General features: G+C 35.3%; 9 protein-coding genes and 1 other annotated feature. Of the genes, 7 read left to right on the plus strand and 2 right to left on the minus strand.

All coding sequences use genetic code 11. The annotated features are described in order from the left end of the window. Positions 1 to 163 precede the first annotated feature (163 nt). Both pyk and RTP52_RS14555 read left to right on the plus strand, forming a co-directional pair. Complete coding sequence (gene pyk / locus RTP52_RS14550) at positions 164 to 1,906, plus strand: pyruvate kinase (protein WP_312372166.1); 1,743 nt, start codon at positions 164 to 166, stop codon at positions 1,904 to 1,906. 30 nt (positions 1,907 to 1,936) lie between these two features. Next, positions 1,937 to 2,515 carry a hypothetical protein gene (locus RTP52_RS14555; protein ID WP_312372167.1) on the plus strand — a complete coding sequence of 193 codons (579 nt, stop codon included), beginning with the start codon at positions 1,937 to 1,939 and terminating at the stop codon, positions 2,513 to 2,515. Positions 2,516 to 2,654: 139 nt separating this feature from the next. On the opposite strand, the gene RTP52_RS14560 is transcribed toward RTP52_RS14555, so the two are convergent. Continuing rightward, on the minus strand, positions 2,655 to 3,377 hold the full coding sequence (locus RTP52_RS14560) for a response regulator (protein ID WP_312100513.1): 723 nt from the start codon (positions 3,375 to 3,377) through the stop codon (positions 2,655 to 2,657). Between the two features lie 82 nt (positions 3,378 to 3,459). Then, positions 3,460 to 4,488 carry a sensor histidine kinase gene (locus tag RTP52_RS14565; RefSeq protein WP_312372169.1) on the minus strand — a complete coding sequence of 343 codons (1,029 nt, stop codon included), beginning with the start codon at positions 4,486 to 4,488 and terminating at the stop codon, positions 3,460 to 3,462. A 397-nt stretch (positions 4,489 to 4,885) separates the two neighbouring features. On the opposite strand from RTP52_RS14565, the gene RTP52_RS14570 reads away from it, so the two are divergent. The 5 genes from RTP52_RS14570 to thrS all read left to right on the plus strand — a co-directional run bounded on the left by RTP52_RS14570 (position 4,886) and on the right by thrS (position 12,601). After that, the gene (locus tag RTP52_RS14570; RefSeq protein ID WP_312372171.1) at positions 4,886 to 6,826 is read left to right on the plus strand and encodes an ATP-dependent nuclease; all 1,941 of its coding nucleotides are present in this window, start codon (positions 4,886 to 4,888) and stop codon (positions 6,824 to 6,826) included. A gap of 100 nt (positions 6,827 to 6,926) precedes the next feature. Beyond that, on the plus strand, positions 6,927 to 7,877 hold the full coding sequence (locus tag RTP52_RS14575) for a S66 peptidase family protein (RefSeq protein ID WP_312100510.1): 951 nt from the start codon (positions 6,927 to 6,929) through the stop codon (positions 7,875 to 7,877). A 148-nt stretch (positions 7,878 to 8,025) separates the two neighbouring features. Next, on the plus strand, positions 8,026 to 9,117 hold the full coding sequence (locus RTP52_RS14580) for an HD-GYP domain-containing protein (RefSeq protein ID WP_312372173.1): 1,092 nt from the start codon (positions 8,026 to 8,028) through the stop codon (positions 9,115 to 9,117). 24 nt (positions 9,118 to 9,141) lie between these two features. Then, positions 9,142 to 10,125 carry a C-GCAxxG-C-C family (seleno)protein gene (locus tag RTP52_RS14585; protein WP_312100507.1) on the plus strand — a complete coding sequence of 328 codons (984 nt, stop codon included), beginning with the start codon at positions 9,142 to 9,144 and terminating at the stop codon, positions 10,123 to 10,125. Between the two features lie 128 nt (positions 10,126 to 10,253). Further along, positions 10,254 to 10,463: a binding site (T-box leader), on the plus strand. 179 nt (positions 10,464 to 10,642) lie between these two features. Continuing rightward, positions 10,643 to 12,601, plus strand: coding sequence for a threonine--tRNA ligase (gene thrS / locus RTP52_RS14590; RefSeq protein ID WP_312372175.1), 1,959 nt, complete (start codon positions 10,643 to 10,645; stop codon positions 12,599 to 12,601). Positions 12,602 to 12,695 lie beyond the last annotated feature (94 nt).

Consider the following 12,695-nt stretch of genomic DNA (forward strand, 5'->3'; position numbering starts at 1 on the left):
ACTTCTTAGCGAAGCGAAAGCAGGAGTAACATCTTCGTCTTTGTGGGAGTTAAAGTACCCACTGTAGGTTATAAGGAAGTATCGAAGCGGTTTCCGAGTATCCGCTTTGATAATATTTTCTTAAATTGCGTGTTACGCTTGACAGAAGAGATGGAGGATTATAATGAGGAAAACAAAAATTGTTTGTACCTTAGGGCCAGCAACCGAAGATGATGCTGTACTTCGTCAGCTAATGATTGAGGGCATGGATGTAGCAAGATTTAATTTCTCGCATGGTGATTATGAACAGCATAAGAGAAATTATGAACGTATTCGCCGACTTAGTGCGGAGTTGAAATTACCGATCGCTACATTACTTGATACCAAAGGACCAGAAATCCGTATTGGTACGTTTGAGAGTGGAAAAATTGAATTAAAAAAGGGTCAAATCTTTACCCTGACGACGAATGATATTGTCGGAGATGAAACGCAGGTTTCGATTACATATAAAAACTTAATACGCGATATAAAAAATGGAGTTAAAATACTGATTGATGATGGTCTCATAGAGCTAAAAGTGTTTAATATCACTGATACAGATATCATTTGTGAAGTTCTAAATGGTGGTATGATTTCAAATCATAAGGGTGTAAATGTACCTGGTGTTGAATTATCCATGCCATTTATAAGTAAACGTGATTATGAGGATATCGTATTTGGTATTAAACAGGGTTTTGACTTTATTGCAGCTTCTTTTACAAGATGTGCAGATGACATCATCCAGATACGTAAAATCTTGAACGAATATGACTGTAATACAGTTAATATAATCGCAAAAATTGAGAATATGCAGGGTGTGAATAATATTGATGAGATTATTCGTGTGTCTGATGGTATTATGGTTGCCCGTGGCGACATGGGTGTTGAAATTCCACTAGAAGAAGTTCCTGTCATTCAAAAAATGATTATTAAAAAAGTTTACAATGCAGAGAAGCAAGTAATCACAGCAACTCAGATGCTTGATTCTATGATGAAGAATCCAAGACCAACAAGAGCTGAGGCGACGGATGTTGCGAATGCGATATACGATGGAACCAGTGCCATTATGCTTTCTGGCGAAACAGCGGCCGGTTTATATCCGGTAGAGGCATTAAGGACAATGGTTAAAATCGCAAAGCGGACCGAAGCAGATATCGATTATACATCGCGATTCAAAAAGAGAGATAGTCTCACGAACCCGGATGTCACCAATGCAATCTCACATGCGACCTGTACGACTGCGATAGACCTAAATGCTGCTGCAATAATAACCGTAACAAAATCCGGTAAAACTGCAAGAATGATCTCAAAGTATCGTCCACCATGTTCAATTATAGCATGTACCACCTACGAGCATGTTTGCCGCCAGATAAACCTTTCCTGGGGTGTTGTACCGCTTTTAATCGAAGAGGAAGTGGATGCAGATACATTATTTGAACATGCATTAGAAGCAGCAGAAAATGCTGGTTTGGTTAAGTCTGGTGAGTTAGCTGTAATCACTGCTGGAGTTCCACTTGGAATTTCCGGTACTACCAATCTTATCAAGGTTCAAGTCGTAGGTCATATCTTAGTAAAAGGAAGAGGCTTAATAGACCGTGAGGTATGCTCAAGTCTTTGCGTATGTAACGATGCTAAGGAATTAAGAGATACTTTTAAGCCAGGGGATATTATAGTTACTACAGAAACTAATAATGAAATGATGGAGCAATTAAAGCAAGCCTCTGGAATTATTGTTGAGCAGGAGGGAATTAATTCCCATGCTTCAATTGTTGGGTTAAGCTTAGACATTCCAGTAATTCTTGGTGCTGAAAATGCAACAAAGATATTACGTACTGGCTCTATCGTTACATTAGATGGTAAAGAAGGAATTGTATCTTGTAATAGATGATTTTATGTCAAATAAGTCGAAGGTAATAAAATGAAAAAAAAGAAAGTTTATATTATAATTTTTCTTATTTTAATAGGGATAATATTATTCTCTATATTGATTGTTGGAAATAAAATTAATGACTCAATATTACATAGTGATGAGATACAAATTACTGCAAAGTTAAGAGAAGATGATTTTGCTATACATAGTGGTAAGCAGACAATAAAGAAGGATTTAGAATTGAATATAACTGTTAACAATTTGAAGGATGCGAAAGGTAGCTTAACGCTATATCCAATTATTAACAACGCTAATCGCTTATCGTTTAATTCTTACGAAGAAAATAATTATTATCAACCTAGCAGTATAGGAGGTAGTGGTTTTCTTAATGCTCGTGTGGAAGAGATATTAAGAAATGAAAATATCGAATCAAATAACATTGATCTTTCATTATTTGCCATTCCTATTTCAGGAGAAAAAGGAGTGCTTTATTTAAGAGCTTATATGAATAAGAAAAATGATAGTATAGAACTTAATAATCCTGTTTTAGTTTGTTTATATAATATAGAGATATTTGGTTTTGATTTTTTATGGCATAAAGTGATACCTATTGAATTGGAAAAATGATAAAGGTGGTGTTGCAAAACTAGTATTTTTGATTAGTTTTGTAACATCACCTTTCTCTTTACTTAAATTAATATTTCGTTAGTGATGTAACAGCCTCTCTTGCTTTCATGATCTTTTGTAATGATAAATCAATTATTATTTACTCCTCTGAAGTTTGTGCTGTATCCTCATCAATCATACGATATCCTATACCAACCTCAGTAAAAATGTACTGTGGATCAGCAGGATTAGCTTCAATTTTTCTACGGATGTTAGCCATATTTACTCTAAGAATCTGGTTATTTCGATCCGCATATGGTCCCCATATCTTTGTAATGATGGAATCATAGGTCATAACTCTTCCAGAATTGTTAGCAAGCAAAGATACAAGTTTAAATTCTATCTGTGTCAAATGAACATCTTTTCCTCCGACCATTACAATGTGCTTATTAAAGTCAATTACAAAATCTTTAGCACAAAAAATAGATGGCGGAAAGCTCTTACCAGATTCTAAACTTGCATTATGACGTAGAGCAGTACGGATACGTGCTAGTAATTCTGAAGTACCAAAAGGCTTGGTGATATAATCATCGGCGCCTAAATCAAGAGCTTGAACTTTTTCCTTTTCTTGAGTTCGTGCTGAAATAACAATAATTGGAGTAGTTGACCAAGAGCGAATCTTTGATATTATCTCCATTCCGTCAATGTCTGGCAAACCTAAATCCAACAAGATTAAATCTGGACAGTGGGATGTGATGATGGATAGTCCTTCTGCACCAGTAAAGCTTTTTAATACTTTATAATCATAAGCATTTAAATTGGTTGCTATAAAATTACAAATATTTTGTTCATCTTCGATAATCAAAATGGTAGTATTCTTCATATAATACCCTCCTTACTCGTTCTAATCCTATGCGAGTCTTCCCAAATGACAATAGAATCTTCTTCCTTTGTAATCCACTTGTTTATTCCAGTGGCAAAGTGAAAGTGAAACAAGCACCATTTGAGTGGTTGCCTGCCTCGATTACTCCACCGTGAGCCATGATTATTGTTTTACATATGGATAACCCAATACCCATCCCTCTGGTGGAATCACTACTTGAGTTTCTTGTTACGGTATAGCCATCAAAAAAATTATAAATCATATCTTTGTTTATGCCAACTCCATAATCCATAATGGAAAAGCGTACAAAGTTCGATTCCGTTGTAACAGTTAATTCAATCGGTTTTTTACTCTTAGAGTATTTATAGGCATTTTCAAGCAGATTAATCATAACCTGCTCAATCAGCGTTGCATCCATTGGTACCATTAGAAATTCCTCTGGTGTTTTTACTAGAATTCTTGCACTAGGATAACGTTTTTTAAGACGCATGACTGCTTCTGAGACAACTTCTTCTACGGGTTCGCTGACCTTCGTTACTGTAGTATTATTATCATGAATACGAGTAACGGATAGAAGATTTTCTACCATATGAAGTAGCCAATTGGAATCTTCATGAATATGGAGAATAAGTTCGTCTTTCTCTTCTTCAGTAAGATTATCCTTCATTTCAATGTAAGTAGCACTTGCACCAATCATACCTGTCAAAGGAGTTCTAAGGTCATGAGAAATTGCTCGTAAGAGATTCGCACGCATTTTTTCCTTTTCAGCATCTGCATTTAAACGTTGATGCGCTTGTAAATTTACAACAGTAGTGCTAGTGATTAGAGAAATAGCAAGCATACCAAGGAAAGTGATTGGATAACCTGTCCTAGTGAAATCTAGTTCTAGGTAAGGGAAAGTAAAGAAATAGTTTACTCCAATGACACCTACCACAGAACCAATAATACCATATCGATATCCCTCGGTATATTTGGTTATTAAAACAATAGAAAGCATGTAAACAATTGCAATATTTGTGGTATTGTTTGTTATTAAATGAAATAACAAGGAGCAAAGAGTAGCGATTGTAAGAAATACAATTGTTTTTAGCCAATCTGGTAAATGCTTCATTTTATCCTCCTGTATGATGTGTTTATTAGCACATAAGCATTTTAGTGAAAAGTCAATTCTTAGAATGCACTTAACCGACACATATTTCTAGTGTTAGGGTATAACATTATATGGTAACAATCAAGTGCTACTTTAAAAATTTAAGGTATTCGTTCAGATGACCTATCTGTATGATTTTTTCACAATCTTATATACTTATCGTGCAGAATGTTTATAAAAGAAGTATAATAGAAAAAACGCAGAAGCGCTAGGGGAGTGTGAAAGAAAATTATAAATTTTCCTTCACACAGCCTACTACTAAGTAGACATGGTTCAAGTGTAAAAGAAAATTTATAAATTTTCTTTTACACGGATACTTGCAGGCATGTCTGGAAGTATGAAAGATTAGGAGTTGTTTATGCAAATTAAAGAAATTTCTATTAAAAATTTTAAATCTATACGAAAACTTCAAATGACAAATATTGAAAAAGCTTTTATTATTGTAGGGAAAAACAGTACTGGTAAAACTGTTATTCTGGATGCCATTTTGGCTGTCTCTGGAATCTATCAGATAAAACCAACGGATTTTAATGTATCAGATGGTAATATAAGAATAGACATCATTTACGAGGTAACCAACGAGGATATAAAATCATTTCATGAACGTGGCTTAATAAGTAAATATAAAAGATATGATGCCTGGTATAGTGATTTTCGCAAAAAGGTTCCTAGCCTTCAGCTTTTGGAGGAGGGAAATAGTTATCGCCTATTTGTCAGCTTTACTGCAAGTAAGGGGGGAGTTGTCCGTTATGGAGATGGAATCTCAAAGCACAATCCTCATCTAATCAAAATATTACCAAAGATACATTATATCGATCACTCTAGAAATATTGAAGGAATTCAAAGAGATATCCTCCTTGCTCAGGGACAGGATGCTATAGTAAGCCTTAGAGATAATGTATGTATGTTTGATAGTGCAAAGAATTGTGTGAATTGTTTTCAATGTATGGGAATTATTGAGAAGAAGAAGCCAGAAGAACTAAGTATCCTTGAAGCAGCAAAATTATTGGAATATAAGCTTTACCATCGTAATTTAGATTCCTTTGTAGAGAAAATAAATGATTGCTTTCGTAGAAATAGTGAGCGAGCCCAATCGATTCGTTATGATATGAATTTTAATATCGAAGAAATCTTTCAGATGAATACAGTTGTATTAAATCACGAGCGAAATACGGTTGGATCATTGTCTACGATGAGTGAAGGCACGAAAAGTATCTATATCTTATCCTTACTAGAAGCTTATATTGCAGAGCAAAATAGTATACCAAGTATTATTATGATGGAAGATCCAGAGGCTTATTTGCATCCGCAGCTTCAAAAGAGTGCCAGCGAAATTCTTTATCGCTTATCGAAAAAGAATCAAGTAATATTCTCAACCCATTCTCCTAATCTGTTATTTACGTTTAATTCTAGGCAGATTAAGCAGGTCATATTGGATGAAAACTATGATACTACTGTGAAAGAGGATACGGATATTGATGAAATCTTAAATGATTTGGGATATTCCGCAAACGATTTAATGAACGTAAGCTTTGTTTTCATTGTAGAAGGAAAGCAAGATAGTAGCAGACTTCCATTGTTACTGAATAAATACTATTCTGAGATTTTTGATGAGAATGGATTACCAAAACGAGTAGCAATTATTGCAACCAATAGTTGTACCAATATAAAGACCTATGCCAACTTAAAATACATTAATAAACTATATCTTAAAGATCAATTTATGATGATACGAGATGGTGATGGGCTTAATCCGAAGGAATTAAAGGCGCAGTTATGCAACTATTACCGAAGCAGGGGAAGGGAAGATATTGATAATCTCCCTCGAGTGAGAGAACGAAATGTATTGATCTTAAAGTACTATTCCTTTGAAAATTATTTTCTAGAACCTTCTATTATGTGTGCGATTGGTGTTGTAAAGAGTCAGGACGCATTTTATCAGATACTATTTGAAAAGTATCAGGAATATTTGAACCGACTATCTAGTGTAAAGCATATGATAGAAAAAACTGGATGTGAGATTAAAACAATAGAAGATATAAAACTAAATTTTGAGTTTATTAAAATCTACGTACGTGGTCATAATCTGTTTGATATTTTCTATGGAAGATATAAGGGAGATGCGCTAACGGAGATACTTAAGCGTTATATTGAACTAGCTCCGAGAGAAACATTTGCAGATATTTTAGATGCCATTGATCAGTTTTTATTTTTTGAAAGTAAGGTAACTAGAGCAAGTGTCACTGAGAGAGAAGAAAATGATAATGCAAAGAAGAGAAATAGAAAAGATATAGAATAGACCTTAAAGAATTGAAAATTAGAAAAGAAAAGGAGAAAGCATAGTAGCAATAAGTTTGCATATTATCTAACTAACAGTATAGAAGGATAGGGGTTGAACTATGGAGAAAAATTGTTTAAACACAAGTAGAGAACATTTAATTTTTCCAAACCCACTGAAAAAAGGAGATACCATAGGACTTGTTTGTCCCTCTTCTCCCACTACGAAAGAAAAAGTAGTGAAAAGTGTTGAATTTATGCAAGATCTCGGATTTGATGTTAAACTAGGTCGGAGCTGTTGGTGTGAATTACACGGTTACCTTGCAGGTGATGCTAGTCTACGGGCTGAGGATATCAATCGGATGTTTGCAGATGATACGGTAAAGGCTATTTTTTGTATTCGAGGTGGCTATGGTAGCAGCCAAATCATGAATCTTTTAAATTATGATATGATTAGGAAACATCCAAAAATATTTGTTGGTTATAGTGATATTACGAATCTGTTATCGGCATTCTTTCAGCTATGTGGATTCGTCACCTTTCATGGTCCTATGGTAGCATCTAATTTCTTACAGCATTTCGATCCTTACACCGAAGAGTCGTTATGGAGAACGCTATTTATGGGAGAGTCTCTTACCTTTCAAAATCCTAAGGGAAGGGAACTTACAACAGTGAAAGAAGGGTGTGCAGAAGGACTCTTAGTTGGTGGAAATTTATCTTTAATAACTAGTCAGATTGGAACATTTTATGCGCCTGATTTTCGAGGGAAGATTTTATTTCTTGAAGATGTTGGGGAAACGGTTCCAAGAATTGGACGTATGCTTGACCAACTTTGGTTAACTGGTATTATTGGGCAGATTAGAGGCATTCTATTGGGTGATTTTACAGATTGTACGAATCCATACGATAGTGAATATGGTGTGAATGAATTATTTCAAGACTTCTTTTGTCAGTTTAAGAAGCCAGTCTTATCGAATTTAGCGTGCGGACATAGTTTCCCAACTGCGACGTTACCGATTGGAACGTTTTGCACGATGGATACCATTCAAAAACAAATCTGCTTTTATCGATAGATTTAGACGAAAAATTAATAAAATAGTGGGAATAACAAAAATTTTTACGTATTGTGTATGCAACAATTGCAAAAATGATTATATTGTGATATATTTGAATTACCAAAATATTACAATAGTTTGCAATGAAGAAGGGGAGGCATTCGTCGTGAGCATCAATGCAACGCAATCCGAGAAAATGATACACATTCCAATCACACAAGTATTGCCAGGCATGGTTACAGCTCGTGATATCTATTCACGCAATGACCAATTAATATTGGTAAAGGGTACTAGGTTACTACCAAATATGATTGCTAAACTGATGTTCTATGCCATTGAAAGTATTTATGTCTATAAGACGGAAGAGGATATAAATTCTGATTCAAGTTATTATAATCGAATTAAGCAGAGTGAAGACTTTAAGAATTTTAAACAGACCTATGATGATGTGATGGTGGAAATCAAAGATTCAGTGAATCTATTATTGCACTATAGCAATCAGGTTCCAGAACAGCAGTTGTTACATAAAGTTGAGAAAATTATAAGAACGAGCAAGAACAGGTTTCATCTGTTTGAGATGATATACTGCATTCATGAACATGATGATTTAACGTTTATACATTCCATCAATGTGGCATTAATTTGCTATGTATTTGGTGAATGGTTGCAAATTCCCCCACAAGAGGTTAAAATTCTAACCATATGTGGATTGTTACATGACATTGGTAAATTAGTTATCCCAAAAGAAGTCTTAAATAAACCAGGTCCATTAACAAAAGAGGAATATGAAATTGTAAAAGATCATCCAGAACAAGGTTATCTTTTACTACTAAACCATAAGATGGATGATCGAATTCGTTTGGCTGCATTAGAACATCATGAACGCTATGATGGAAACGGTTATCCATTAGGCAAATATGGAAATGAGATTACTCCGTTTTCCATGATTGTCGCAATTGCTGATGTATATGATGCAATGACGAGTAGACGGGTATATCGAGGAGCAATTTGTCCGTTTGATGTTATAAAATTATTTGAAGAAGAAGGAAAGCAACAGTACGATGTTAAATACTTGATTCCTCTTATTCAAAAGATTGCTGAAATTTATATTAATCATACTGTGAAACTAAGTAACAATCAAAAGGGAGAAATCATTCTTCTTAACAAAGATTGTTTATCAAAACCCGTTATTAAGGTGGATAATGAGTTTATTGATCTATCGAAGCATAAAGATTTACGAATTGAAACAGTGATTTAAGGGTTACTATAGAAGGAGAATATTATGGAGAGCAGAAGAGAAAAAGCAATTCGATTGTTTCAGGAAGGATATAACTGTTCACAAGCAGTTTTTGCGGCCTTTAGCGATGATTATCTAATCCCAAAGGATATGGCATTAAAACTATCTTCCTCTTTTGGAGGCGGGATGGGAAGAATGAGAGAGGTATGCGGAGCAGTTTCTGGCATGTCGATGGTAGCTGGTATGGAGACAGGGACTATCGATGGAAGGGATGCTGAAGGGAAGAAAAAGAACTATGATATGGTACAGAAGTTAGCTGCTAAATTCCGTGAGAAGAACGGTTCTATTGTCTGTAGAGAGCTGCTTGGACTTAAGCAGGAAGGTTCAGAGAAAACATTTACGGATACTAGGCCAGAAGCGAGAACGGAGCAATATTATAAAAAACGTCCTTGTGCCTTGTTAGTAGGTGATGCAGTGGATATTTTAGAAGAAGAATTATTTCAGAAAACAAAAGGTTCAAAAGAGGTTCAGACGATGATTAGGATGGTAAGAGTAGAGGATGATGAGTCTATTAAGAAATTAGCAGAGGTTGCTAATGAAGTTTGGCATCAGCATTTTTCAACTATATTATCCTTAGAACAAATAGATTATATGGTAGATAAGTTTCAATCTGTTAAGGCGATGACAGAGCAGATAAGATGTTCTGGCTACGAATACTATTTTATTGTTGTTGATGGAATCACAGTCGGTTATACGGGAATCCGCCCGGAAGAGGGAAAATTGTTTTTAAGCAAACTTTATATCCTTAAAAAATACCGGGGAAATCAATATGCTTCTCATGTATTTGAGTTTTTAAAAGAACTCTGCAAAGAAAGAGGATTACAAGCTATCTGGCTGACCGTAAACCGTTATAACTATGATACGATTCATATTTATGAGAAAAAAGGATTTCAAACGATAAGAACACAGGTAGCCGATATCGGGAATGGGTTTGTCATGGATGATTATGTCATGGAACTTACGCTTTGATAAGATAAAGTTCGCAAATTGAGTTTTATTGATTAAAAATTTCCATGGTATAGCGTCTTGACAACTTAAATGGAAATGATATAATAACAAAAAGAAAAGACTTTTTTGATTATTAATAATTTAATTGAGATAATACGTTGATGAGAAGAGTAAATTGTGGAGTATTTCAGAGAGGGGTACAGAAGCTGAAAGTATCCTAGTGCAGAAGCAATTGAAGACTACCTCGGAGTGGCCCTAATCCGGCCCGGTGATTCCGTTACCATCAATGAAGCCGGGATATCAAAGCATAGCTTTCATGTCCAATAAGGGTGGAACCGCGAGTGATACTCGTCCCTTTCGAATACGTTAAGTAATCGAAAGAGACGAGTTTTTTTATTTCTAACAAGGAAAAGTTCGCGAAATGTTTTTCTTGTTTCCAACAAGGAAAAGTTAAAAAAGCGTGTAATTCTTGTTATATATTCAGTAAACAAATTGTTATCATTATAAAAGGTGCTAAAGCACCAGAAATGAGGATATTATGAAGATTACATTAAAAGATGGCTCTGTGAAAGAGTATTCAGGGTCTATGCAAATTATTGATATTGCCAAAGATATCAGCGAAGGATTAGCAAGAATGGCTTGTGCTGCTGAACTTGATGGAAAAGTAGTTGACCTTCGTACAGAAGTTTCAAATGACGCGGAATTAAGTATCTTAACATTTAACGATGAGGCTGGTAAGGCGGCTTATCGTCATACAACATCTCATGTACTTGCACAAGCAGTAAAGAGATTATATCCAGATGCAAAAGTTGCAATTGGACCATCCATTGACACAGGATTTTATTATGATTTTGATGTTCCTCCTTTTGATCGTGCAGCTCTTGATGCATTAGAGCAAGAAATGAAGAAGATTATTAAAGAAGGTGCTGAAATCACAAGATTTACACTTCCCCGCGCTGAAGCAATTAAACTTATGGAAGAGAAAGAGGAGCCATATAAGGTAGAATTAATTCGTGATTTACCAGAGGATGCCGTAATATCTTTCTACTCTCAAGGTGATTTTGTCGACCTTTGTGCAGGACCACATCTTATGAGCACTAAAAATATTAAAGCGATTAAGCTAATCAATTCTTCAGGTGCTTACTGGAGAGGTAGTGAGAAAAACAAGATGCTTACTCGTGTTTATGGAACTGCTTTTACAAAAAATGCAGATCTTGATGAGTTTTTAGCTCATTTAGAAGATATTAAGAAGAGAGACCATAATAAACTTGGTCGTGAGATGGAGCTTTTTGCAACGGTTGATGTTATTGGCCAGGGCTTACCACTCTTAATGCCTAAGGGTGCAAAGATGATTCAAACTCTTCAGCGTTGGGTTGAAGATGAAGAAGAACGTCGTGGTTATGTGAGAACAAAGACTCCATTGCTTGCTAAGAAAGATTTGTATGAAATTTCAGATCACTGGAATCATTACAAAGAGGGTATGTTCGTTCTTGGAGATGAGGAAGATGAGAATGCAGAAGTATTTGCTCTTCGTCCTATGACTTGTCCATTCCAGTATTATGTATATAAACAGTCTCAAAAGAGTTATCGTGATTTGCCTTGCCGCTATGGTGAAACTTCAACACTATTCCGTAACGAGGATTCTGGTGAGATGCATGGTCTTACAAGAGTTCGTCAGTTTACAATTTCAGAAGGTCATCTTATCGTAACACCAGAACAGTTAGAAGATGAGTTCAAGGGTTGTGTGGATTTAGCAAAATACTGCTTAACTACTTTAGGTTTAGCGGAGGATGTAACTTACCGTTTATCAAAATGGGATCCAAACAATCAGGGTAAATATCTTGGAAACGAAGAGACTTGGAATATGGTTCAGGATATGATGCGTGATATTTTAAATCATATTGGAATCGACTTCACAGAAGAAGATGGAGAAGCAGCATTCTATGGTCCTAAGCTTGATATTCAGGCTAAGAATGTGTATGGTAAAGAAGATACCATGATTACAATTCAGCTTGATATGTTCCTTGCTGATCGTTTTGATATGACTTATATCGATGCAAATGGTGAAAAGAAACGTCCTTATATTATTCACAGAACAAGTATGGGATGTTATGAAAGAACACTTGCTTGGTTGATTGAAAAATACGCTGGTAAATTCCCAACTTGGTTGTGTCCAGAGCAAGTTCGTATCTTACCTATCTCTGAGAAGTACAGTGACTATGCTAAGATGGTAGAAAAAGAGCTTCTTGACAATGGGGTACTTGTTACTGTAGATAACCGTGCAGAAAAGATTGGCTATAAGATTCGTGAAACTAGATTAGATCGTGTACCTTATATGCTAGTTGTAGGTCAAAAGGAAGCAGAAGAAGGTTTAGTTTCTGTAAGAAGCCGTTACCTTGGAGACGAAGGACAAAAGAAGGTTAGTGATTTCGTTGATGCAATCTGCAAAGAAATCAGAACAAAAGAAATTCGTAAAATTGAAGTAACAGAAGAATAATATACGTTTTTAGAGAGAGCAAGCAGGAAGTTTACATTTCTTGTTTGCTTTCTTTTTGGTGGATGCGGTAACGGTTCCTATTGGTAAAGTTGAT

This window comes from Lachnoclostridium sp., from assembly GCF_031997925.1.
Lineage (GTDB): Bacteria > Bacillota > Clostridia > Lachnospirales > Lachnospiraceae > Lachnoclostridium.

Coding starts and splice junctions, on each gene's coding strand:
- RTP52_RS14555 (WP_312372167.1), top strand. CDS start 1,937: ATGAAAAAAAAGAAAGTTTATATTATAATTTTTCTTATTTTAATAGGG.
- RTP52_RS14575 (WP_312100510.1), top strand. CDS start 6,927: ATGGAGAAAAATTGTTTAAACACAAGTAGAGAACATTTAATTTTTCCA.
- thrS (WP_312372175.1), top strand. CDS start 10,643: ATGAAGATTACATTAAAAGATGGCTCTGTGAAAGAGTATTCAGGGTCT.
- RTP52_RS14570 (WP_312372171.1), top strand. CDS start 4,886: ATGCAAATTAAAGAAATTTCTATTAAAAATTTTAAATCTATACGAAAA.
- RTP52_RS14565 (WP_312372169.1), bottom strand. CDS start 4,488: ATGAAGCATTTACCAGATTGGCTAAAAACAATTGTATTTCTTACAATC.
- pyk (WP_312372166.1), top strand. CDS start 164: ATGAGGAAAACAAAAATTGTTTGTACCTTAGGGCCAGCAACCGAAGAT.
- RTP52_RS14585 (WP_312100507.1), top strand. CDS start 9,142: ATGGAGAGCAGAAGAGAAAAAGCAATTCGATTGTTTCAGGAAGGATAT.
- RTP52_RS14560 (WP_312100513.1), bottom strand. CDS start 3,377: ATGAAGAATACTACCATTTTGATTATCGAAGATGAACAAAATATTTGT.